Source organism: Phaeobacter gallaeciensis DSM 26640, assembly GCF_000511385.1.
Lineage (GTDB): Bacteria > Pseudomonadota > Alphaproteobacteria > Rhodobacterales > Rhodobacteraceae > Phaeobacter > Phaeobacter gallaeciensis.
On the sequence record NC_023137.1, the window covers coordinates 2,218,609 to 2,241,375 of the forward strand.

Annotated in this window: 23 protein-coding genes; 15 read left to right on the forward strand and 8 right to left on the reverse strand. The window is 59.6% G+C overall.

What is annotated here, in order from left to right:
* Positions 1 to 66: 66 nt before the first annotated feature.
* Positions 67 to 1,041: a selenide, water dikinase SelD gene (gene selD, locus GAL_RS23050; RefSeq protein ID WP_456153953.1), complete on the forward strand. Its 975-nt coding sequence runs from the start codon at positions 67 to 69 to the stop codon at positions 1,039 to 1,041.
* Positions 1,042 to 1,077: 36 nt separating this feature from the next.
* On the opposite strand, the gene mnmH is transcribed toward selD, so the two are convergent.
* Positions 1,078 to 2,139, reverse strand: a complete 1,062-nt coding sequence (gene mnmH, locus GAL_RS10665; protein ID WP_040104059.1) for a tRNA 2-selenouridine(34) synthase MnmH — start codon at positions 2,137 to 2,139, stop codon at positions 1,078 to 1,080.
* Positions 2,140 to 2,305: 166 nt separating this feature from the next.
* Here mnmH and GAL_RS10670 point away from each other — a divergent pair, with 166 nt between their 5' ends.
* Complete coding sequence (locus GAL_RS10670) at positions 2,306 to 2,797, forward strand: MarR family winged helix-turn-helix transcriptional regulator (RefSeq protein ID WP_024097591.1); 492 nt, start codon at positions 2,306 to 2,308, stop codon at positions 2,795 to 2,797.
* Between the two features lie 101 nt (positions 2,798 to 2,898).
* Here the strand turns inward: GAL_RS10670 and GAL_RS10675 are convergent, their stop codons facing one another.
* A complete protein-coding gene (locus GAL_RS10675) occupies positions 2,899 to 3,207 on the reverse strand; it encodes a DnaJ family domain-containing protein (RefSeq protein ID WP_024097592.1) in 309 nt (102 codons plus the stop codon).
* A gap of 99 nt (positions 3,208 to 3,306) precedes the next feature.
* Entirely contained in the window at positions 3,307 to 4,884 is a 1,578-nt protein-coding gene (locus GAL_RS10680; RefSeq protein WP_024097593.1) for a bifunctional metallophosphatase/5'-nucleotidase, read from the reverse strand.
* 152 nt (positions 4,885 to 5,036) lie between these two features.
* Here GAL_RS10680 and GAL_RS10685 point away from each other — a divergent pair, with 152 nt between their 5' ends.
* Genes GAL_RS10685 through arsC form a run of 3 tightly spaced genes read left to right on the forward strand, consistent with a single transcriptional unit; the run spans position 5,037 to position 6,768 of the window.
* Complete coding sequence (locus GAL_RS10685) at positions 5,037 to 5,375, forward strand: DUF952 domain-containing protein (RefSeq protein WP_024097594.1); 339 nt, start codon at positions 5,037 to 5,039, stop codon at positions 5,373 to 5,375.
* Positions 5,372 to 6,430 (forward strand): quinone-dependent dihydroorotate dehydrogenase, encoded by a 1,059-nt coding sequence (locus GAL_RS10690; protein ID WP_024097595.1) that lies wholly within the window; start codon positions 5,372 to 5,374, stop codon positions 6,428 to 6,430. Before GAL_RS10685 ends, GAL_RS10690 begins: the two co-directional genes overlap by 4 nt.
* Entirely contained in the window at positions 6,427 to 6,768 is a 342-nt protein-coding gene (arsC, locus tag GAL_RS10695; RefSeq protein WP_024097596.1) for an arsenate reductase (glutaredoxin), read from the forward strand. Before GAL_RS10690 ends, arsC begins: the two co-directional genes overlap by 4 nt.
* A 34-nt stretch (positions 6,769 to 6,802) precedes the next feature.
* Here the strand turns inward: arsC and GAL_RS10700 are convergent, their stop codons facing one another.
* The 3 genes from GAL_RS10700 to GAL_RS10710 are packed head-to-tail and all read right to left on the reverse strand — an operon-like array spanning position 6,803 to position 9,125.
* On the reverse strand, positions 6,803 to 8,134 hold the full coding sequence (locus GAL_RS10700; protein WP_024097597.1) for an MATE family efflux transporter: 1,332 nt from the start codon (positions 8,132 to 8,134) through the stop codon (positions 6,803 to 6,805).
* Between the two features lie 5 nt (positions 8,135 to 8,139).
* Complete coding sequence (locus tag GAL_RS10705) at positions 8,140 to 8,706, reverse strand: PaaI family thioesterase (protein WP_024097598.1); 567 nt, start codon at positions 8,704 to 8,706, stop codon at positions 8,140 to 8,142.
* Positions 8,703 to 9,125 carry a PaaI family thioesterase gene (locus tag GAL_RS10710; RefSeq protein WP_024097599.1) on the reverse strand — a complete coding sequence of 141 codons (423 nt, stop codon included), beginning with the start codon at positions 9,123 to 9,125 and terminating at the stop codon, positions 8,703 to 8,705. Before GAL_RS10710 ends, GAL_RS10705 begins: the two co-directional genes overlap by 4 nt.
* A 116-nt stretch (positions 9,126 to 9,241) precedes the next feature.
* Between GAL_RS10710 and GAL_RS10715 the strand changes: the two genes are divergently transcribed.
* The 8 genes from GAL_RS10715 to GAL_RS10750 all read left to right on the forward strand — a co-directional run bounded on the left by GAL_RS10715 (position 9,242) and on the right by GAL_RS10750 (position 18,190).
* Positions 9,242 to 9,619, forward strand: a complete 378-nt coding sequence (locus tag GAL_RS10715; protein ID WP_024097600.1) for a MerR family transcriptional regulator — start codon at positions 9,242 to 9,244, stop codon at positions 9,617 to 9,619.
* A gap of 373 nt (positions 9,620 to 9,992) precedes the next feature.
* Positions 9,993 to 10,394, forward strand: coding sequence for a MerR family transcriptional regulator (locus GAL_RS10720; protein WP_014874336.1), 402 nt, complete (start codon positions 9,993 to 9,995; stop codon positions 10,392 to 10,394).
* A gap of 80 nt (positions 10,395 to 10,474) precedes the next feature.
* Positions 10,475 to 12,256, forward strand: coding sequence for an acyl-CoA dehydrogenase C-terminal domain-containing protein (locus GAL_RS10725; protein ID WP_024097601.1), 1,782 nt, complete (start codon positions 10,475 to 10,477; stop codon positions 12,254 to 12,256).
* Positions 12,257 to 12,392: 136 nt separating this feature from the next.
* On the forward strand, positions 12,393 to 12,605 hold the full coding sequence (locus tag GAL_RS10730; RefSeq protein WP_014874334.1) for a hypothetical protein: 213 nt from the start codon (positions 12,393 to 12,395) through the stop codon (positions 12,603 to 12,605).
* A 66-nt stretch (positions 12,606 to 12,671) separates the two neighbouring features.
* Positions 12,672 to 13,823 carry an acyl-CoA dehydrogenase family protein gene (locus GAL_RS10735; protein ID WP_024097602.1) on the forward strand — a complete coding sequence of 384 codons (1,152 nt, stop codon included), beginning with the start codon at positions 12,672 to 12,674 and terminating at the stop codon, positions 13,821 to 13,823.
* Between the two features lie 281 nt (positions 13,824 to 14,104).
* Positions 14,105 to 14,743, forward strand: coding sequence for a glutathione S-transferase family protein (locus GAL_RS10740; RefSeq protein ID WP_024097603.1), 639 nt, complete (start codon positions 14,105 to 14,107; stop codon positions 14,741 to 14,743).
* Positions 14,744 to 14,753: 10 nt separating this feature from the next.
* Positions 14,754 to 15,965 (forward strand): acetyl-CoA C-acetyltransferase, encoded by a 1,212-nt coding sequence (locus tag GAL_RS10745; protein ID WP_024097604.1) that lies wholly within the window; start codon positions 14,754 to 14,756, stop codon positions 15,963 to 15,965.
* Between the two features lie 23 nt (positions 15,966 to 15,988).
* Positions 15,989 to 18,190: a 3-hydroxyacyl-CoA dehydrogenase NAD-binding domain-containing protein gene (locus GAL_RS10750; RefSeq protein WP_024097605.1), complete on the forward strand. Its 2,202-nt coding sequence runs from the start codon at positions 15,989 to 15,991 to the stop codon at positions 18,188 to 18,190.
* A 150-nt stretch (positions 18,191 to 18,340) separates the two neighbouring features.
* On the opposite strand, the gene GAL_RS10755 is transcribed toward GAL_RS10750, so the two are convergent.
* Positions 18,341 to 19,030 carry a Hint domain-containing protein gene (locus GAL_RS10755; protein WP_024097606.1) on the reverse strand — a complete coding sequence of 230 codons (690 nt, stop codon included), beginning with the start codon at positions 19,028 to 19,030 and terminating at the stop codon, positions 18,341 to 18,343.
* A 164-nt stretch (positions 19,031 to 19,194) separates the two neighbouring features.
* The gene (locus GAL_RS10760; protein ID WP_040104060.1) at positions 19,195 to 19,860 is read right to left on the reverse strand and encodes a sulfotransferase family 2 domain-containing protein; all 666 of its coding nucleotides are present in this window, start codon (positions 19,858 to 19,860) and stop codon (positions 19,195 to 19,197) included.
* A 138-nt stretch (positions 19,861 to 19,998) separates the two neighbouring features.
* Here GAL_RS10760 and GAL_RS10765 point away from each other — a divergent pair, with 138 nt between their 5' ends.
* Both GAL_RS10765 and GAL_RS10770 read left to right on the forward strand, forming a co-directional pair.
* A complete protein-coding gene (locus tag GAL_RS10765) occupies positions 19,999 to 21,627 on the forward strand; it encodes an AMP-binding protein (RefSeq protein WP_024097608.1) in 1,629 nt (542 codons plus the stop codon).
* Positions 21,628 to 21,740: 113 nt separating this feature from the next.
* On the forward strand, positions 21,741 to 22,751 hold the full coding sequence (locus tag GAL_RS10770) for a hypothetical protein (protein WP_024097609.1): 1,011 nt from the start codon (positions 21,741 to 21,743) through the stop codon (positions 22,749 to 22,751).
* The last annotated feature ends 16 nt before the right edge of the window (positions 22,752 to 22,767 follow it).

The following is a 22,767-nucleotide window of genomic DNA, read 5'->3' on the forward strand; positions in this document are numbered from 1 at the left end:
ATGGAAACCCCGGATTTGCCTCCCGAACACACCTACGACCTGCCCGAGGTACTAGGAGAAAAACCGATGTGTGGCGGCTGCGGGGCGAAGGTTGGCGCCCGCGCGCTGAAGGCCACGCTCAGTTCAGCACCAGAGGTGCAGCGCGCGGATATCACACCCCTGCCCGGTGATGATGCGGCGCTGTTGATGACCGGCGGGCAACGACAGGTCCTTAGCACCGATCACCTGCGGGCTTTTACTGCGGACCCTGTTGTGATGGCGCGGATCGCGGCGGTACATGCACTTGGCGATATCTGGGCCATGGGCGCCGCCCCTCAGGCCGCCACCGCCAATCTGATCCTGCCGAAACTGTCACCGGAGCTGCAGGCCCGGACCCTGCGCGAAATCATGGTCGCCGCCGGTAAGATCATTCGCGACGCGGGGGCCGATATCGTCGGTGGCCACACCTCTGTCGGGGATGAGTTGACCATCGGGTTTAGTGTCACCGGGCTCTGTCACAGGCAACCCATCACCCTGGCCGGGGCGCAGCCCGGAGATGCGCTGATCCTGACCAAACCGCTTGGCACCGGCGTGATTATGGCCGCCGAAATGACCGGGGCTGCTGATGGGGCGTTCGTGGCGGGGGCTTTGACCTCCATGAGCCAGTTGCAAGGCCAGGCCGCTGAGCTGCTGTGCGGTGCCCATGCGATGACGGATGTGACCGGGTTCGGGCTGCTGGGGCACCTCCTTGGGATATGTGAGGCATCCAAACTCGGCGCTGAGATTCGTCTTGATGCAATCCCCTATCTGACCGGTGCCGCTACTCTAGCAACGCAAGGGATCCGATCCTCTCTGTTTGCGGAAAACGCCGCCCAGCTGCCGGAGATTTCGACCGGTGGCGTGCAGGATCTGTTGTTTGATCCGCAAACGGCCGGCGGCCTGTTGGCAGCACTCCCCATGAGGCAGGCAGAAGCCTTGTTGCCGCAACTGCGCACCCATGCCCCGAATGCCGCCATCATTGGCCGAATGTCAGAGACGGCAGGCGCAATTACTCTCGTCTAAGATGGATGTAGTGTTGCAGGCCTCCCGCACGGGAGGTTACCCGAGCAACAACCGATTAAGTTCATCAAGCAGATTTGCCGCCAGCCGGTCCAGATCTGCCTCTCCAAGATCCCCGGCTCGAAGCGTCGCGACAACATCGGCACCAATGCTCCGGCGCGCAGTCTCATAGGCCGGATCGTAGTGCTGCACCATCAACGCCTCCGTCAGCGCTGGTTTGTCGCCTGCCTCAATCAACTGCAACCAGCCATCAACCACCGCATTGGAGCGATGCGCCCGCAAGCCATCCAGCCGGACACGCAGCATATCACCGTTGGACAGGATATCGTCGTACCCCTCCAACAGGTAACGGCAGCGCGCTGCAATGGAGGCCTCGACCTCAATCCGCGGGGCGCGTTTCATTCCGGACCACAGCCTTGGCGGAATAATCCGCGCACCAATCTTGCTGGACTCCGCCTCCACCAATACAGGGCGATCCGGTGTCATCCGCGCCAACTGTCCGGCGATTTCGGACTCAAACGCCTTCTGGCTCGGCTGCGGCGTCGGATGATCACCCAGCAGTGAGCCACGATGATGCGCCAGCCCCTCCAGATCCAAAACCTGCCCACCAAGGGACTTAACCCGTTTCAGAATTTCAGTTTTCGCGGTGCCAGTATAGCCATCAAGCGCCACGAAACGATGCGGCAGTTCGGTATTGTAGAGATAGTCATTCACCAGGCGGCGGTAGCTTTGATAGCCGCCCTCAACCACATCGGCGCGCCAACCGATCTGTTGTAGCAACCAGGTGAAGCTGCCCGAGCGCTGACCACCCCGCCAGCAATAAACCAGTGGCCGCCAGGAGCCGGGGTGATGGCTGAGGCTTTGCTCGACATGATCAGCGGCATTGCGGAACACTTTGGCCGCACCCACCTTGCGCGCCAAAAACGGGCTCTGCTGAACGTAGATCGTGCCGACTTCCGCGCGTTCCTCATTGTCCAGAACCGGCAGGTTGATGGCACCTGGCCAGTGATCTTCGGCGAATTCGGCGGGACTCCGCACGTCAATGACACAATCGTAGTCCTGATCGAGGATATCGGATAGCGATGTAAAACGAATGGTCATATCTGATGATCTACAGCGCCACGGACGCAAGGAAAAGTCGCATTCCCTTCGCCCTGTAAACATTTTATTATGGCTCAAAGATTCGTTTGAAATTCTATCTATTGTTTCACCGCACCCGGCTCTGTCGGATGTGCAGGGGATTCTTTTGTCCAACGGGAGATAGGACATGTCAGAGCCACCGGTAGATACCTTGCAGTTCCCGGCCCATCTGATCCGGCGATTGCACCAAATTTCTGTAGCGCTGTTTGCGGACCATATGGCGCGTAATGACATTGACCTGACACCTGTTCAGTTTGCCGCCATCGAAGCGGTGGCCCATGAACCCGGTGTAGATCAGGCGACGATTGCCGCCCGCATAGCCTATGATCGCGCGACGCTTGGCAAGGTGATCGACCGGCTGGAAGCCAAGGCGCTGATCCAGCGCGATGTCTCCACGACGGATCGGCGCGCTCGGGTGGTTACGTTGACCGACAGCGGGCACTCTCTGCTGCGCCGCGCCCTACCGATAGTTGAGGAATTGCAGGCCGATATACTGACCGGCCTCACCCCCGCCGAGCAGGTGCAGATGACCTCGCTGCTGACGAAGGCGACGCAGGTCGGCGACCGTTTGCGCCGCGCACCGCACCGTGCCCCGGCAGCCCCGCTGAAAGACGATTAACCGAACTCCCAGAACGCCCAAGGGGCCGAATAATATCGGCCAGTCACGAACGACTGAATGGCCCGACGGGCCCCTACCAGCAAACATCCACCGATGGGGCGCTATTTTCCATATGCCTTACGTGCCAGATCAATGCGGGCCTCAAGCATCGACACCTCTTTCATGATGTCCTGACGCTTTGTCCGGTCGCCTGTGTCGATCAGCTGCTGTCGCAGATCGGCCAGCGTCCGGGACAGGCTGACAAATTCCGGCATCCCGCCACTCTCCTGAACCAAGCGATTGACCAGCGCGTTCTCCGGGTCATCGACGTGGCGCAGCGGTTTGCCTGCTCCTGACAAATTGTCAAAAGCGCCATCTGCCTCCGCTTTCTCGATGCGGGCATTGATAAGGTCAATCAGCGGGTGGTCCATAACCGCCTTATGACCCAACAAAGGCAAAAAACAAAGACCGCGCCATATATATGGCGCGGTCCAGCTTACTTTGATCAGCAGCGCAGCCGCTGCCGCCACTCACTTCTGGCTGATACGGCCGTCGGTGTAGGGTTTATAGGGCGAGTTTTCGACCAGATACTCTGCCATCACGTCAGCGAGATCCGGACCGAAGTCATAGGCGTTCTTGTCATCCCCTGCGAAGACCTTATAGCCGTCACCGCCATTGCGAACATAGTTGTTGGTCACAACCACATAGGTCTTGGCCGGATCAATCGGTGCGAAACTGTCACCTTCGCCAACCATGACATCCTGAATGCGGCCCTCATTAGGGGCAACCGAGGGATCCCAAGTGAACTTCAGACCCGCAACCTGCGGAAAGCGGCCCTTGATCTCTTCAACCTGACTTACCCCGTTCTCCAGCGCCGCAATCACCTCCTCTCCGGTGATTTCAAAGGTCGAGAGCGTGTTCTGGAACGGCAGCACCGTCAGGACTTCGCCCATGGTCACCTCGCCCGGCTCCAGGCTGGCGCGAATGCCGCCAGAGTTGGCGATGGCAATGCTGACGCCCTGATCCTTCACCCGATCAAGCATGGCATCGGCCACCAGATTGCCCATCTGGCATTCCTGAACGCGGCAATTGTTGCGGTCACCGTCAACGGCTTCAGCACTCTCTGCAACAACCTTGTTGCGGATCTCATCCAGCGGTTTAGCCAGTTCAGCGATACGGGCAACGGTGCCTTCGTCTTCCGCGACGGTGCCATCCATCACCAAAGGTTCGCCAACCGCCTCAATGACATTGCCATCATCATCAAAGGTCACGTTCAGCTCACCCAGGAACTTACCATAGGCATAAGCCTGTACGATGGCGACATCATTCACCACGGTCGGATAGGGACCGGCAGCTTTGTCTGAAACATTGGAGAGATAGGTGTTGCTGTGCCCGCCAACGATCACATCCACGCCGGTGGTACCCGCAGCAACCCGCTGGTCCACACCGTAACCAGAATGGCTGAGCACGATGATCTTGTTCACGCCTTCGGCCGTCAGCCTATCGACCTCCCCCTGCACCGCATCTACCGGATTGGTGAAGGTGATATTCTTGCCCGGGCTGGCCAGGTCCGGCGTGTCCTCAGGTGTGAGGCCAATCAGGCCAATTTTCTCACCACCGCGTTCAATCACCGTGGATTTGCGCAGCACATCCGCCAGCACAGGCTCACCGCTGACATCGGCATTGGACATCAGAACCGGGAACTGAACTGAGTCCATGAAACCACGCAGCACTTCGGGGCCATCGTCAAACTCGTGGTTGCCGACAGTCATGCCGTCATAACCCAGCTTGTTCATCATCTCGGCGGCAACTTTGCCCTTGTAGTAGGTATAATAGAGTGAGCCCTGAAACTGATCGCCCCCATCCACAAGAATACTGTTGTTGCTGCGCGCGCGCGCATCGGCAAGCGCAGTCACCAGACGCGCGGATCCCCCAAAGCATTTGCCTTCGGCATTGTCGCCGTCGCGGCAGCCGCTGTCATATTTGCTGATTGGCTCGAACCGCGAGTGGAAGTCATTGGTGTGCAGAATGGTCAGCTTGTAATCCGCTGCGGCGACCCCCGCCATCAGGCCAAGCGCGGCAACAGACGTCAAAAAACGCGTCATCATGATAACATACTCCCTTATTGTTCTATTGGGCGAATGGTGCGGGGAAATGCGGGCGCAGTCAAAGGGGAAAAATCCACCACCCCACTGCCCTTGCGTCAACAGGCAGCATATTCGGCCTTGATTCAGCCGGGCACGCAGGGCATCACCGCGCCATGCTCATCTATAAAATCTTCCGCACCGACGAATGGACCACCCTGCAGACGGAGGGCGAGACCCTCGGCGCTCCGATCGATCTCAGCGATGGCTACATTCACTTCTCCACCGCCGATCAATCCCAGGAGACCGCCGCCAAACATTTTGCAGGAGTGGAGGGGCTGTGGCTTATCGCCGTTGACACCGACAAGCTGGGCGATGACCTGCGCTGGGAAGTCTCGCGCGGCGGGGCCGAGTTCCCGCATCTCTATCGCAAGATGACTATGGAGGACGTGCTCTCGGCCAAGCCGCTGCCGCTGGTCGATGGCACCCATCAATTCCCGGAGGACATGGCGTGAGCCTGACCGAACGTCTCGCCCTTGCGGCGCTGCACCGCTGCGACCCGGAGACTGCCCATAGCCTGTCGATCAAAGCCTTGAAACTGGGGCTGACGCCAACGCCCGGCCCGGTGACCTCTCCCCGGCTTGCCACGCGGATCGCGGGCCTTGATCTGCCCAACCCCGTTGGATTGGCCGCTGGCTTTGACAAAAACGCCGAGGCCCTGCGCCCGCTCAGCCAGGCCGGTTTCGGGTTCATCGAAGTAGGCGCTGCCACACCCCGGCCCCAACCCGGCAACCCCAAGCCCAGATTGTTCCGCCTGACCGAAGATCAGGCCGCGATCAACCGGTTCGGCTTCAACAATGAGGGCATGGCGGTGATCGGCCAGCGCCTTGCGGCCCGTCCGCAGGACGCGGTGATCGGCCTCAACCTTGGCGCCAACAAGGACAGCAGCGACCGCGCGGCAGATTTTGCCAAGGTGCTGGCCCATTGTGGCGCGCATCTGGATTTCGCCACTGTCAATGTCTCCTCGCCCAACACCGAAAAACTGCGTGACCTTCAGGGCAAGGCTGCGCTCTCGGCCCTGCTCACTGGTGTGATTGAAACCCGCGACGGGTTGGATCGGAGGGTTCCTGTGTTTCTGAAAATCGCCCCAGATCTGGATCGCGCCGGGATCGAAGACATTGCCGAGGTGGCGATTGAAACCGGGATTGATGCGGTGATCGCCACCAATACCACCCTTGAGCGGTCAGGGCTGAACAGCGCCCATCGCGATGAAGCGGGCGGGCTGTCTGGTGCACCGCTGTTTGAGAAATCCACCCGCACCCTCGCGCAGCTGTCCGAGCTGCTCGACAGTCGTGTGCCGCTGGTGGGCGTTGGCGGCATCTCCAATGCCGAGCAGGCCTATGCCAAGATCTGCGCCGGCGCCACGGCGGTGCAATTCTATACCGCCATGGTCTATGCGGGCCTGTCACTGGCCGGTGACATTGCGCGCGGATTGGATCACCTGCTGGCGCAGGATGGATTTGCCAATGTCGCTGAGGCCGTTGGCAGCAAAAGAGGAGACTGGCTATGATCACCTATTGGCACAATCCGCGTTGCTCCAAATCCCGCGCGGGCCTTGCCCTGCTGGAAGAGCGCGGCGCAACAGTGACCGTGCGGCTCTATCTCAAAGATGCTCCGTCAGAGGCCGAGTTGACTGCGGTTCAGGCAAAACTTGGTGTTCGCGCAGCCGACATGATGCGCAAGGGTGAGAAGATCTTCAAAGAGCTGAACCTCAGCCCCTCGGATGATGACTCCCGCCTGATTGCAGCGATGGCGACCCACCCGATCCTGATTGAGCGTCCCATTGCAATCACCGAGGAGACCGCAATCATCGGTCGTCCAACCGAGGCCCTGACTGCGATCCTCTGACCACCTGTTGGAGTTGTGAGACAGGTCCGCCGCCCTAGCTGCCGACCTGCGCCTCCAGTCGTGGATAGCGCAGACCAAGCGTGGTACCGCGCGCCAAGTTGAGCACCATCAGCGCCGCCCAGAGCCCGTGATTGCCCAGCATCGGCACCAGTACAACAAGGGCAACGGCATAAATCGCCACCGATTGCAGCATCGCGATCCGCATATCGCGGGTCCAGGTGGCGCCAATGTAGATGCCGTCAAACATATAGCTGGCGACGCTAATCAGCGGCAGAATGGCCGCCCAGATCAAATAATCACGCCCCGCCGCGCGTACCTCCTCAGACGTGGACATAACGTCAATCAACCACCCACCGCCAAGCCAGAAAAGCAGCCCCAGCGCAATTGCGCCGCCAACGCCCCATTGGCTGGCCACAACCGCCGCGCGCCGCAGCTGCATCCGCGCCTTGGCCCCCACTGCGCTGCCGACAAGTGCCTCTGCGGAGAAGGCAAAGCCGTCTAGCGCGAAAGCCGTGATCTCAACAAATTGCAGCAGAACCTGATTGGCCGCCAGCGTGACATCGCCCAGATCGGCCCCGATGAACAGGAAGGTGGTGAAAGACCCCGTCAGCAAGACGGAGCGGATCATAATGTCGCCATTCACCTGCATCATTCGCTTCAGCCGCACCGGGTCAAACACCCGCGCCCAGTTGCGCCACTGGCTGCCTGCAAACGCATCCCGACACAGCCAGAGCCCCAGCGCCAGACCGGTCCATTCCGCAATCAGAGTAGCAACTGCCACCCCCTCAACGCCCCAGCCAAGCGCCAGCACAAACCAAAGATCCAACAGGATATTGAGACCATTCATCCAGATCTGAAGCAGAAAGACACCACGCGTGCGCTCGACCGCGATCAGCCACCCCGTGACGGCATAAAGTGCAATGGTCGCAGGCGCCCCCCAGATGCGGATCTCCAGATAATCGCGCGCCAGCCCCTCGACCTCGGCACTGGCGGGCGCCAGCGCAAAGGCCCCCCAGAACACCGCAACCTGGCCAATGATAAACACCGCACCCGCAGCGAAGGCGAGAAGAATGCCACGTGTCAGCAACGCGCCCGTCTCCGCCGAGTCGCCAGCACCCCGCGCCTGTGCGGCAAGGCCGGTGGTGCCCATCCGCAGAAATCCGAATATCCAATAGATTGTGGCCAGAATGACCGCACCGATGCCCACCGCCCCAATTGGGGCAGCCTGCCCCATCTGGCCAACCACGCCGGTATCAACCGCGCCAAGGATAGGCACGGTGGCATTCGACAGCACGATCGGCAGCGCGATTTTCAACACGCGCCTATGGGTGATCGGTTCCGCCACGTTCTGGCTGGCCACAGACATACCGCTTAGTCCTTGCTGCCCGGCGGAACCTCAGTCACGAATTCGGGCGAAGCCGCAGCCTGCGCCGCAGCCTCCTGCGGCATCAGGAAATGGCCCGTCGCCTGGGCAAACAGCTTGTCCTTGTGATCCTGCCAAGCTGCCACATGGACCGACGCATAACGCCGTCCTGACCGCGAGATCGTGGCGCGTGCATAGGCATCGCGCGGCAGGCCTGACCGCAGGTAGTCGACTGTGAAATCAATGGTCTTGGGCTGGCGGGGCAGCTTGCCAGCAGCCAACTCCTCGACGTCAAGACTGCCGCTTTCGATGCGTTCCCAAAGGTTTGCCCAGGTGAGCGTCATGACCGCCGTCACCTCCAGAAACGCGGCCGTCACGCCACCGTGAATGGCAGGCAGAAATGGGTTCCCAATCAGTTTGTGATCAAAATTCAACTGAGCCGTCAGCTCATCACCCCGGCGGTCAAACGTGATGTTGAGAAAGCGCGCATAAGGCACGGAAGTCACAAGGGCTGCGAGAGCTGCATCGCGGCGCTGTTTCACCACTTGGACGGGTTCGGGACGGGGGCGGCTCAAAACTTGCTCTCCACTGTAAAGGCGCCAACAGCCGTCGCGACTGGGTTTGCCTCGTCCTCATCCATCGCGGTGGCTCGCACAAAGGCAACATTGCGGGTCATATGATGGCAGGTGGCGCGGGTCACGATCCGCTGCCCAGGCGTCGCTGCCCGCATGTAGTCAATGCGCAGATCAATGGTTGCAGTCCCCCCTGGCCCCGAAGGATGGCACATCACAGCAGCGCCGCAACAGGTATCCATCAGCGCCGAAACGGCCCCGCCATGGATCACCCCGGTTTCCGGGTCGCCAATCAGTTTCTCATCATAGGGCATGACAATCTCAGCCGTCCCGTCCCCCAGATCCGTGAGCGTCATCCCCAATTCCTGCGCATGCGGGATGGCTTCGATGAACTGTCGCGCCAGCTGCGTCTTGTCGACCATGGGCTTCCCCGTTTCCTTGTTTTCCTCTTTATCAGCCATACCTTGGCCCAAGAGCAACCCCAGCGGTTGAACCCCCTGCCGGTTGCGCTTAGTTTGCGGGTAAGGGAGAATTGGGAATGACCGAACAAAAATTGTCATTCAAGGAGATGTGCAGCGAATTCGACGTGACCCCGCGCACGCTTCGCTACTACGAGTACATCGAATTGTTGCAACCCGACCGCGAAGGTCGTTCGCGGTTTTATGGTGCCCGTGAGCGCGCCCGGATGAAGCTGATCATGCGCGGACGTAAGTTCGGCTTTCAGTTGGAAGAGATCCGCCAGTGGCTGCTGATCTATGAAAATGAGGGCGATGAGGCGCAAAACCGCGCGTTTGTTGAGATGGCTGATCGCCAGATGGGCGAACTGCGCAAGCAGCGCGAACAGCTGGACGAGGCCTTGCAAGAGCTTCATGACCTGCGCGCCACGACGCTGAGCCTGCTGTCGCAAGACGCCTGACCTTTGCCCCAGTGGGGGAACTTATCATCGAATTTCTACTCGAAACGCCCTGCCAATTTGGTGGGGCGTTTGTTGATTCCCCCCCTACTCACCCCCCTTTTTTACGATTGCAGCGCGACGACTTCAGTCAAATTAATCGAACATAATGGACGTAAAATCCGCGCTAATTATGTTCTTAAATTTTAAAAGACCCTTATTTCTCAGGGCAACCCATCGCAACGAAATCAAGATAACGCTGCGTCACTCGACCGGATCCTACGTCACCCCAAGAAGTGACGCAGCGTTCAACTTACGTCAACGTCAACTAACTGTTGTAAACGCCGGGCAAGCTGCTCACCTTAGTCTCACAACCCAGCAGTTATGAGTTACGACGATGACCGATGAAACCAAGACCATCCGCCAGATGTGCGATGAGTTCGGCGTGACGCCGCGTACATTGCGGTTTTACGAAGCCAAAGAGCTGTTGTTTCCGATCCGCGAGGGTCAAAAACGCCTCTTCACCAAACGCGACCAGGCCCGGCTGAAGCTGATCCTGCGGGGCAAGCGCTTTGGCTTCAGCCTCGAGGAAATCCGGCAACTTCTGAACCTCTATCATATGGGCGACCAGCAGCTGACACAGCTGACCCGCACCTATGACATCGCCTGCGAGCGTCTCGCCGATATGGAGCGTCAGCGCGATGAACTGAACGAGGCGATTGACGACTTGAAAGAGCAACTGCGTTGGGGGGATCGCGTGATCGCCTCAATGACCGCCAAACAAGAAGCCGCGGAATAGATCCCGGCCCCATGCTTGCCTATCCCGATTGCGGGAGAGGCGATCCAGACAGACACCGCAGAACCACAGCGAGGACCGCGATGCCCAGTTATACCGCCCCGATCAAAGACACCCAGTTCATTCTGCACAATGTGCTGAAGATCTCTGAAACCGCCATTCCCGGCTACGACGAGCTGGATGCTGATTTCACCAACGCCGTTCTGGAAGAGGCCGGCAAGATCTCCAGCGAAGTGCTGCACCCGCTGAACACCGTGGGCGATACTGAGGGCTGCCGTCTCGAGAATGGCGTGGTCTATACCCCCACCGGGTTCAAGGCCGCGTTTGAGCAAGTGAAAGAAGGTGGCTGGACCGGCCTCGACATGCCGGAACAATACGGTGGCCAGAACATGCCCTATATCATGGGGACCGCGGTGGGTGAGATGTTCTCTGCCGCAAACCAGGCCTTCACCATGTATCAGGGCCTGACCCATGGAGCGGCGTCCGCAATCCTCGCCCATGGCACCGACGCGCAGAAAGACACCTATCTGCCGAAGATGGTGTCCTGCGAGTGGACCGGCACCATGAACCTGACCGAACCGCATTGCGGCACCGATCTGGGCCTGATGCGCACCAAGGCAGAACCGCAGGATGATGGCAGCTTCAAGATCACCGGCCAGAAGATTTTCATCTCCTCCGGCGATCACGATATGGCCGATAACATCATCCATCTGGTGCTGGCCAAGATCCCCGGCGGCCCCGACGGCATCAAGGGCGTATCCCTGTTCATCGTACCAAAATTCATCGTGAACGAAGACGGCTCGCTGGGTGAGCGGAACGGCGTCTCGGTTGGCAAGATCGAAGAGAAAATGGGCATCCACGGCAACTCGACCTGTGTGATGAACTATGACAGCGCCACCGGTTACCTGCTCGGCACTGAGCATAAAGGCATGCGCGCCATGTTCACCATGATGAACGAGGCCCGTCTCGGCGTAGGCATGCAGGGTCTGGCACAGGCCGAGGCCGCTTACCAGAATGCCTTGGAATACGCCAAGGACCGTCTGCAGGGGCGCGATGTCACCGGCGTGAAAAACCCGGATGGCCCGGCCGATCCGCTGATCGTGCACCCGGACATTCGCCGCAACCTGATGGATCAGAAAAGCTTCGCCGAAGGCGCCCGTGCCTTCATCCTTTGGGGCGCGCAGATGATCGATCAGGCGCACCGTGCCGAGGACAAGGACGCAGATGGGCTGATCTCGCTGCTCACGCCGGTGATCAAAGGTTTCCTGACCGATCAGGGTTACGACATGACCGTTCAGGCCCAGCAGATCTACGGTGGCCACGGCTATATCGAAGAATGGGGTATGTCCCAGTACACCCGCGACGCCCGTATCGCGATGATCTATGAGGGCGCCAATGGTGTTCAGGCACTGGATCTGGTTGGCCGTAAACTGGCGCAGGATGGTGGCAAGCACGTCATGGCGTTCTTTGAAATGGTCAAGGGGTTCTGCAAGGAAAACGGCGATATCTCCGAGACTTACAGCAAGGAGTTCATTGAACCTCTGAAAGCTGCGTCGAAGGATCTGCAGGCCGCTGGCATGTATTTCATGCAAAATGGCATGACCAATCCGAACAACGCGCTCTCCGGCTCTTATGACTTCATGCATATGTTCGGCCATGTCTGCCTCGGTCTGATGTGGGCTGAGATGGCGAAGGCTGCGCAGGCTGAGCTTGACGCCGGGTCTTCTGACGCCGCGTTCTACGAGACAAAAATCGCGACCGGACGCTATTACATGGCACGCCGACTGCCTGCGACCGCGCTGCACCTCAGCCGCATCCAGACCGGTGGCGACACCGTTATGGCGCTGAACGCAGACCAGTTCTGAGCCACGATTTACGCAGATCGGAACCCCTTTTGTCACAGGGGGCTCCGTGAGCCGCCCCGGATATCTGACATCGGGGCCGACATAGCAGACTGGCGCTCCGGACACGTTTCGGGGTGCCGCAATCGGAGGAGAGACCATGCCAAAACGCTTTCGCCTCACACGCCGCCTGCCGGTCGCCATGACCGAAGACGGCTACCGCCGGTTGCGAAAATTCTCGCAGGAGGCTGGCCTCGACGAAGGTGAGGCCCTCTCCTTTCTGTTTGAGAATTTCGACAGTGTGACAGACAGCGACAACCTCACCCATCGGCTGCGGCTCTTCAATGCCGAGCTTGAGGACCGCAAACGATAGGTGGGCATGCACCACCAGCAGACAACAGATGCCACAAGGCACGATACAGACACCAAGGGGAGCCCCATGAGCGCAGAGCAACACTCCAGCTGGATGACCGACGAGCACCAGATGCTGGCTGATATGACAGCGCAGTTCATCACTCGTGAATGGGCGCCAAAATTCGAGACCTGGCGCAAGCAGGGCATGATGGATCGCTCCACCTGGACTGAAGCCGGCGCGCTAGGCCTGCTTTGCCCCTCGGTACCGGAAGAATACGGCGGTGTCGGCGGTGACTTCGGCCATGAGGCCGCAATCCTGATCGAAGGCAGCCGTGCCAATCTTGCCAGTTGGGGACATGGTATCCACTCAGGCATCGTTGCGCATTATGTGCTGGCCTATGGCACCGAAGAGCAAAAACAGCGCTGGCTTCCAAAGATGATCACCGGTGAGCTGGTCGGTGCTTTGGCAATGACAGAACCCTCCACCGGGTCGGATGTTCAGCGCATCAAGACAAAGGCCGTCAAAGACGGCAACGCCTATCGGCTGAGCGGTCAGAAAACCTTCATCACCAATGGCCAGCACGCCAACCTGATCCTGGTTGCCGCCAAAACCGACCCCTCGCAAGGTTCCAAAGGCATCTCCCTGGTGGCTGTGGAAACCGACGGCGCCGATGGCTTCAGCCGTGGCCGCAACCTCGATAAAATCGGCTGCCATGCAGCCGATACCTCGGAATTGTTCTTCGACAACGTGGAAATTGCGCCGGAGAATATTCTGGGCGGGACCGAGGGCCAGGGCTTCTACCAGATGATGCAGCAACTGCCCCAGGAACGGCTGATCATTGCCTGCGGCGCGGTCGGCGCCATGGAAGGTGCGGTGGAACGGACCATCGCCTATTGCAAGGAGCGCGAAGCCTTCGGCGGCCCGCTTACGCAATTTCAGAACACCCGGTTCAAACTGGTCGAATGCCAGACCAAAACCAAGATCGCGCGGGCCTTCTTGGACGAATGTATGGTCGAACATCTTCAGGGTAAGCTGACGGTCGAGAAGGCGGCGATGGCAAAATACTGGATCACCGACACACAGGGCGAAGTACTCGATGAATGCGTTCAGCTGCACGGCGGCTATGGCTTCATGCAGGAATATGCTGTGGCAGAGATGTGGGCAGATGCCCGCGTCCAGCGGATCTATGGCGGCACCAATGAGATCATGAAGGAACTGATTGCGAGGTCCCTGTGACAGTGCTGACGGCATCAAGCGCCGCATCTGAGGGAGGCCTCCGGCGGGAGTATTTGGGGAAAGGTGACAGGATGAGACGCGCCTCCCCCCGAGCTCTCCGCCTAATGGGTCGGCGCGCCGTCACCTTTCACGAGCATCGGCTCTCCAGCCTGTCCCGCACTGCCATCGTCGCGTCACCACTGTTAATGCGGAGTGAACACTCCGTCATCTTTCCACAAATACTCCACGGGGGTGTGGGGGTGTGAAACCCCCATGCGCTCCGGCAACCGGAAGGACATGTCATGAGCATCAAACTCTACTGTTTCGGCGAAAGCGGCCATTCCTACAAGGCAGCACTCGCGCTTGAACTGGGCGGGATCGTCTGGGAACCGGTCTTTGTCGATTTCTTCAGCGGCACCACACGCGGCGAGACCTTTCGCAGCGACGTAAATGACATGGGAGAATGCCCGGTTCTGGTCGACGGTGATCTGACGCTCAGCCAATCGGGTGTCATACAACAGTATCTTTCCGACACTTATGGCAAGTTCGGGGGCACCACCCCCGAAGAAAAGCGCGAGATATTGCGCTGGCAACTGTGGGACAATCACAAACTGTCCTCCAACGCAGGGCTTTGCCGCTTCCTGATGAATTTCCTGCCTGAAGACAAACGCCCGCAGGAGGTAATCGCCTTCCTGCAAGGGCGGCTGAAGGCGGCTTATGCGATCCTGGACAAACACCTTGAGGGACGCAACTGGATCGTGGGCGACGGCCTCACCAACGCCGATCTGACCTGCTGTTCCTACCTCTACTATCCTGAACCCTTCGGCTTCGAACGAGCCGAGTGGCCGAATATCGACGCTTGGCTCTCACGGCTGAGCGCGCAACCGGGCTGGAAAGCCCCCTACGATCTAATGCCCGGCAACCCGTCGGACCGAGCCTGAGGAGACAGATATGACCGAAGCCTATATCTATGACGCCGTGCGCACCCCGCGCGGCAAGGGGCGCAAGGATGGGTCCTTGCATGAAGTGACAGCCGCGCGGCTGTCCGCAGTGGCACTCAACGCTCTGAAAGACCGCAATAACCTCGAAGGCCACGCGGTTGAAGATGTGATCTGGGGCAACGTCACCCAGATTGGTGAGCAAGGCGCCTGCCTAGCGCGGACTGCAGTTCTGGCGTCTGACTTGGATGAATCGATCCCCGGCGTCTCCATCAACCGCTTCTGCGCCTCCGGTCTGGAAGCGGTGAACATGGCCGCCAACCAGGTCCGTGGCCGCGCCGGTCACGCCTATATCGCGGGCGGGGTGGAATCCATGAGCCGCGTGCCTATGGGCATGGACGGTGGCGCCATCGCGGTTGATCCCGCTATCGCGATCGAGAACTATTTTGTCCCACAGGGGATTTCAGCGGATATCATTGCCACCGAGTATGGGTTCTCGCGTGATGACGCTGACGCAATGGCAATGGAATCCCAGCGCCGGGCCAAGGCTGCCTGGGACGACAACCGGTTTGCTGGCAGCGTCGTACCTGTGCGTGACATCAACGGGCTGACCATCCTGGACCACGACGAATACATGCGCCCCGGCACCGATATGCAGTCGCTGGGCGGTCTGAACCCCGCGTTCCAGATGATGGGCGAGCAGATGCCCGGCTTCGACAAGATCGCAATGCTGAAGTATCCGCATCTGGAGCGGATCAATCACATTCACCACGCCGGTAACTCCTCCGGTATCGTGGATGGCGCTGCCGCCGTGCTGATCGGCGATAAGGAATTTGGCGAGGCGATGGGTCTGAAACCCCGTGCCCGCATCAAAGCAACAGCTAAAATCGGCACCGACCCCACCATCATGCTGACCGGCCCCGTGCCCGTCACAGAAAAGATCCTGCGCGACAATGGGATGGAGATCGGCGACATCGACCTGTTTGAGGTCAATGAGGCCTTCGCCAGTGTTGTGATGCGGTTTGAGCAGGCCTTTGGCGTGGATCATGACAAGGTGAACGTCAACGGCGGCTCCATCGCGATGGGCCATCCGCTGGGAGCCACCGGCGCAATGATCCTCGGCGCGCTGCTGGATGAGCTGGAGCGCAGCGACCGGGAAACCGGCCTTGCCACGCTCTGCATCGGGTCCGGCATGGGCGCGGCCACCATCATTGAACGCGTGTAACCCAGGCGGCAGGAGAAGAAGATATGTCTGATTTCACAATGAAAAAAGACGCCGACGGCGTCGCCATCATCACCTGGGACTGCCCCGGCAAGACTATGAACGTGCTGAACGGCCAGGCGATGATCGACCTCGACGGCTTGGTCGACGATGCGCTGGCAGACGACGCGGTCAAGGGCATCGTGATCACCTCTGGCAAGAAAGACTTTGCCGGTGGCATGGACCTCAATGTGCTGGCCAAGATGAAAGAGGATGCCGGTGACGAGCCCGCGCGGGGTCTGTTCGAAGGCATCATGAAAATGCACGAAGGTCTGCGCAAGATCGAACGTGCTGGCATGGATCCCAAGACCAACAAAGGTGGCAAGCCGGTCGCAGCGGCCCTGCCCGGTACTGCCGTTGGCATCGGTCTGGAACTGCCGCTGTCCACGCACCGCATCTTTGCCGCCGATAATCCGAAGGCCAAGATCGGCCTGCCGGAAATCATGGTTGGCATCTTCCCCGGTGCTGGCGGCACCACCCGTCTGGTGCGCAAGATGGGTGCCATGGCGGCGGCCCCTTTCCTGCTGGAAGGCAAGCTGGTTGATCCCAAGAAAGCCAAGGGCGCTGGCATCATCGACGACGTTGTCGAAGATCCGCTGGCCGCTGCGCGCGCCTGGGTTCTGGAGGCAAAAGACGCCGATATCGTCAAACCCTGGGATGCGAAGGGCTACAAGATGCCCGGTGGCGCGCCCTATCACCCTGCGGGCTTCATGACCTTCCTTGGTGCGGCAGCCATGGTACATGGCAAAACCTTTGGTGCCTTCCCGGCGGCCAAGGCTCTGCTGAGTGCCGTCTATGAGGGGGCGCTCGTGCCCTTTGACACCGCGCTGAAGATCGAGGCGCGTTGGTTCACCCATGTTCTGATGAACCCCTCCTCCGAGGCGATGATCCGTTCGCTCTTCCTCAATAAGGAAGCGCTGGAAAAAGGCGCGGTGCGCCCGGCGGGTATCGAGGATCAGTCGGTCAAAAAAATCGGCGTTCTGGGCGCTGGCATGATGGGGGCAGGTATCGCGCTGGTCTCCGCTCAGGCTGGCATGGAGGTTGTGCTGATCGACCGTGATCAGGACGCTGCTGACAAGGGAAAGGCCTATACAGAGAGCTATCTCGACAAGGGCATCAAGCGCGGCAAAGTCACCGCCGAGAAGAAAGAGGCGATGCTATCGCGCATCACCGCAACGCCGGATCTGGACACGCTCAAGGGCTGTGATCTGATCATTGAGGCGGTGTTTGAAGATCCCGGTGTCAAAGCCGAGATGACCAAAAAGGTCGAGGCGATCATTCCTGAGGATTGCATTTTCGCCTCCAACACCTCGACCCTGCCGATCACCGATCTGGCAGAGGCCTCGGTGCGGCCGGAACAGTTCATCGGCATTCACTTCTTCTCACCGGTGGAAAAAATGTTCCTGGTGGAGATCATCAAAGGTGAGAAAACCGGTGATCGCGCGGTGGCCAAAGCGCTGGATTACGTGCGTCAGATCCGCAAAACACCGATCGTGGTCAATGATGCGCGGTTCTTCTACTGCAACCGCTGCATCATCCCTTACGTGAACGAAGGCGCACGGATGATCACCGAGGGCGTTGCCCCGGCGCTGATCGACAATGCCGCACGTCAGCTGGGTTTCCCTGTGGGGCCGATCCAACTGACCGATGAGACCTCGATCGATCTGGGCGCCAAAATTGCCCGCGCCACCAAAGCGGCGATGGGCGATGCTTACCCTGAAAGCGCTGCGGATGATCTGATCTTCTGGATGGAAGAACAGGGGCGTCTGGGCCGCAAATCCAACGCTGGTTTCTTTGACTATGACGACAAGGGTAAGCGTCAGGGCTACTGGAAGGGGATGCAGGAGAAATACCCGCAGGCCGAGGAACAGCCCGATCTGATCGAAGTGCAGGAACGCCTGATGTTTGCGCAGGTTCTGGAAGCTGTGCGGGCGCTGGAAGAGGGGGTTCTGATGGACATCCGCGAAGGCGACGTAGGCGCTATTCTGGCCTGGGGCTTTGCGCCTTGGTCCGGTGGTCCGCTGAGCTGGCTCGACATTATCGGCACGCCCTATGCGGCTGAGCGCTGCGATCAGTTGACCGCGAAATACGGTGAGCGCTTCACCTGCCCGCCGCTGCTGCGCGAGATGGCGGAGAAGGGTCAGACCTTCTACGGTCGCTTTAACCCTGAGGCCGAGAAAGCCGCCTGATCAGGCAACAACAATCCAAACACATCTGAAAGCGGCGCCCTTGGGTGCCGCTTTTTCACGTCAAGGCATCTGATGAAGCATATGTAAACACAACAAAAGCCGCCTCCGGATTGGATGGCGGCTTTGATTTGGTCCTGTGGTTTCCTAAAGTTAGATCACCGCAGCATATTCCGCCGCGCCATGGCCACCGGGCCCGATCGGTAGGGTATTGGCCCAGGCGCTTTCCTCAGTGATCATATCGATCACCAATTCTCGGGCTGTCTCGGGCTGCAGCACGCGATACAGATCCGGCTGCGCGCTTGTGTCGAACGACAGCAGGTCACGCGGTGAGACGCTGAATCCCAGCAGACCCGCCTCCAGATAGATGACTTCGTCCTGTGCGAAGCGCGGCACGACGATCTCCAGCCGGGTCTCTGGTTCCGCGCGGCGGATCCCGCGATAGCCTTCCAGCGCGCAGGCTGGCACCACGACAAAGGGATCACCCTGCCCGTCACAGGCCAGATCGCTTTCGATCAGAATTCCCTGGTTCGGCATCACCCAAAGCGGCGCTCGATTGTTCAGCGCATCCTGCGGAATATAGACCGGACATGTCAGTGGATTGGGGGCACCGCTGGTCAGCAATAGCGTCTCGCGGTGGATATCGACGATGGGCTGCATCCCATGGTCAAAGGTAAGGGCCATATCGCCCACGGCCAGGGCCTCAACCGGGCGCCAACCTAGATGTGAGGCCACATGCGTGCCCGACAGGATCCCACCCTGTCCGGTTGCGACCAACGGGTACTCTGTCGCCAGAGCCTCGGCCATCGGAGAGAGCTTGCGTTTCAGCAGCCAATCCAGCATCGGTTTTCCCTTTCACCAAGGCAGCCATACGTTCTGCATGACCCGTCACGTTACCCGTCCGTCAGGCGACATGAGCCGACCTGCGGGAGAGTTGATCAAAAGCACGGATCGAAGATACCCCGCTTTGGCGAAGGCTTCGGACCACAAATGATTCCATCTCTCGACTACTGGTCTATCGGTGAATCGTTAAAAGAGTATTCAAACTGGGCAAGATCCTCCGCACAGGCCTCTGTCACTGCTCTGCGGGATGCGTCCGTATAGGATTCCTGCCAACTGCGCGGACGATCAGAGATATTGGCCACAGGCAGGTGCAACTCAAACCCCAGATGATCAAACAGAGGTGCAGCGTCCCGCGCGAAATGTTCCAGCCGGATATAGCAGGCGCATTGTTCCACCCCGTCCGCACGCCGCATGTAGGCGCACGCCGGGTTTGCGCGAAACGCTGTCAGCATCTGCGGATGACAGGCAAAATCCTCAAAATTCAGCGCTTTCGCCAGCGGCACGGACGGATGATCAAAACTCTGCATCCGAAGCCAGTGATAAAGGCTCAGCACCCGATCAAAGGGGTTGCGCACCAATGTGAAGGCAAAGAGACGCCGCAGCTGGTCATCCGGCAGCAGACCGTCGATATCGGCCAATGTTGAATGTTTCCACAACCGTCCCCGGGTTTTGACCCCTTGCAAACGCCGCCTGCGTTTGCGCGCTTTGGGCGTATCCCCGAGCATCAGATCATCCGCCATCGCCCGCGCTTCCAGCGCCAGCGACAACGCGGTGCCCCCGGTCTTGGGGATATGCACAAAGACATAGGAACGGCCAGGCGACAGGATCATGCCCGGCAGGCTAAGCACTTTGCAGTACAAAGAAAACCTAAGCGACGCACACAAAAATGTCTTATCTCTTCCCTTGACTGCAACTTTGCGCAATATCTTTTTGCAAAAGCGCATGAATAATCTTGGGAGGAGGCAAGTATGGGCTGGATGTCGGACGAGTCGGGACTGGAGAAAACCGCCGCCAATTATGTGCCACTGACGCCGCTGTCGCATCTGCGCCGCGCCGCCCATGTGTTTGCGGATGTGCCCGCCGTGGTCTACGGCACTCATCGCAAAACCTATGCGGCCTACTATGATCGCTGCACGCGGCTGGCTTCGGCCCTTGCCGGAATGGGAGTCCGACCGGGCGACGTCGTGGCAACACTGATCCCCAATCTTCCCGCTCAGGCCGAGGCGCATTTTGGTGTTCCCGCCTGTGGTGCTGTTCTCAACACCATCAACACCCGCCTTGATGTCAGCACAGTTGCCTATATTTTCGACCATGGCGAGGCCAAGGTGGTGCTGGCGGATAGCCAGTTTCTGCCCCTCGCAGAAGCGGCAAAGGCCGCTTGTGACGGGCCCGGCCCGCTGATCATCGAGGTACCGGATGATCAGGCCGGCCATCCAGCATCAGGCCGCCATCCGATCTATGAGGATATTCTGGCCGCTGCCGCCCATGATTTCGACTGGATCATGCCCCGGGACGAATGGGAAAGCCTTGCGCTGAATTATACTTCCGGCACCACGGGTCGGCCCAAGGGCGTTGTCTATCATCATCGCGGCGCGTACCTCATGACCATGGGTACCGTGATTTCCTGGCGCATGGTGATGCAGCCGAAATATCTCGCCATTGTGCCCCTGTTTCATTGCAACGGCTGGAACCACAGCTGGATGATGCCGGTTCTGGGGGGCACGCTGATCTGTTGTCGTGATATCACCGCGCCTGCAATCTATGATGCCATCGCCGACGAAGGTGTAACCCATTTCGGAGGTGCTCCGATTGTGCTGAACATGCTGGTCAATGCGCCCGAAGAGGAGCGCCGCAGCTTTGATCACACGGTAGAAGTCTTCACCGCAGGCGCCCCGCCCGCGCCCGCAACGCTGGAGAAAATCGAAGCGCTCGGCTTTCATGTCACACAGGTCTACGGGCTTACGGAAACCTACGGCCATGTCACCGAATGCCTGTGGAAAGGCGACAGCTGGGATACGCTGGACCAACAGGGGCGCGCCGCGATCAAAGCCCGTCAGGGCGTCGCCTTCCCGATGATGGATCATATCACGGTCATGTCCGATGAGATGCAGCAGATCGCGATGAACGGGCAAGATCAGGGCGAAATCGTGATGCGCGGCAACTCGGTCATGAAAGGCTATCTGAAGAACCCCGAGGCCACCGCCGAAGCATTCCAAGGCGGATATTTCCACTCAGGCGATATCGCCGTGCAGCACCCGGATGGCTACATCCAGATCGCGGATCGCGCGAAGGATATCATCATCTCCGGCGGCGAGAATATCTCTTCGGTTGAGGTGGAGGGCGTGTTGATGGGGCACCCGGATGTAAACCTTGCAGCTGTGGTTGCCAAACCAGACGAGAAATGGGGCGAGGTGCCCTGCGCCTTTGTCGAACTGAAACCCGGAGCAACCGTGGCCCCCGCCGATCTGATCCGTTTTGCACGCGAAACGCTGGCAGGTTTCAAGGCGCCAAAACAGGTGATCTTTCAAGAACTTCCCAAAACCTCGACCGGGAAAATCCAGAAATTCGAACTGCGCCAACAGGCCAAGTCACTCTGATATGGGTTCATAAAGCACGCGCGGGCGGAACGGTCGCAAAGTCAATTGCTGACGCCCGGATCGCCGTGCTATTTGATCTGTGAACAATTATCAGAAAAGGTGCATCGTTTTTCATGACGGCATTGCGGGAATATCAACGGCTTGAGGCTGCAGCCCTGTGGCGGGCCGCCCCTGATGCGCAGCGGCGCGATGTTATCGTTTCGGTCGGGGACGCGACCCTGACCATCGCCGATATGAACGACCGGCCGCTGGCGCATTGGTCGCTGGCGGCACTCGAGCGTCAGAACCCCGGCGGCTTCCCTGCCCTGTTTCACCCCTTTGGCGACCCCGGTGAAACGCTGGAGATTGCCGAAGATGAAACGGCCATGCTGGATGCGATCAACCGGTTGCAATCCGCCCTCACCCGTGCCCGTGCCCGCCCGGGTCGCCTGCGCGCTGTTACACTGCTCTCGACACTGGCCGTTGCCGCCGGGCTTGCCGTATTCTGGCTGCCGAATGCGCTGCTGTCCCATACGGTCGACGTGGTGCCGGATATCAAGCGCAAGGCGCTGGGGCAGGCCTTGCTCGGCCGGATTGAGCGGGTGTCGGGTCAGGCCTGCAGCACGCTGGAGACCGCGCCCATTCTGGACCGGCTGGCGGAGCGGCTGGATGTACGCCAACTGGTGATCCTGCGCAGCGGTGTGGCCAGCAGCCTCTATCTGCCCGGCGGTATCGTCCTGCTGAACCGTGATCTGGTCGAGGATCACGAAGATCCGGCTGTCGCAGCTGGCGCCGTTCTGGTTGAACGCGCCCGCGCTGTGGAACAGGATCCGCTGGCTGAACTGCTGGCCGCCGGGGGCATCCGGGCGACCTTCAGGATGCTGACAACCGGTGAACTGACCCGCGCGACCTTGGACCGCTATGCCGAAACCGTCATCAGCGCGCCGCGCCCGACCCCGGATGAGACCACGACGCTGGCGGAGTTCGCACGCGCAGCAGTGCCCTCCAGCCCCTACGCCTATGCGCAGGACATCACCGGTGAAACCGTGCTTGGCCTGATTGAGGCTGACCCGATGGCCGGGCGCGAGTTACAGCCTGTGCTGAATGATCGTGACTGGGTTCAATTGCAGAGCATCTGTGGCTGAGCCGACCCAAATTTCT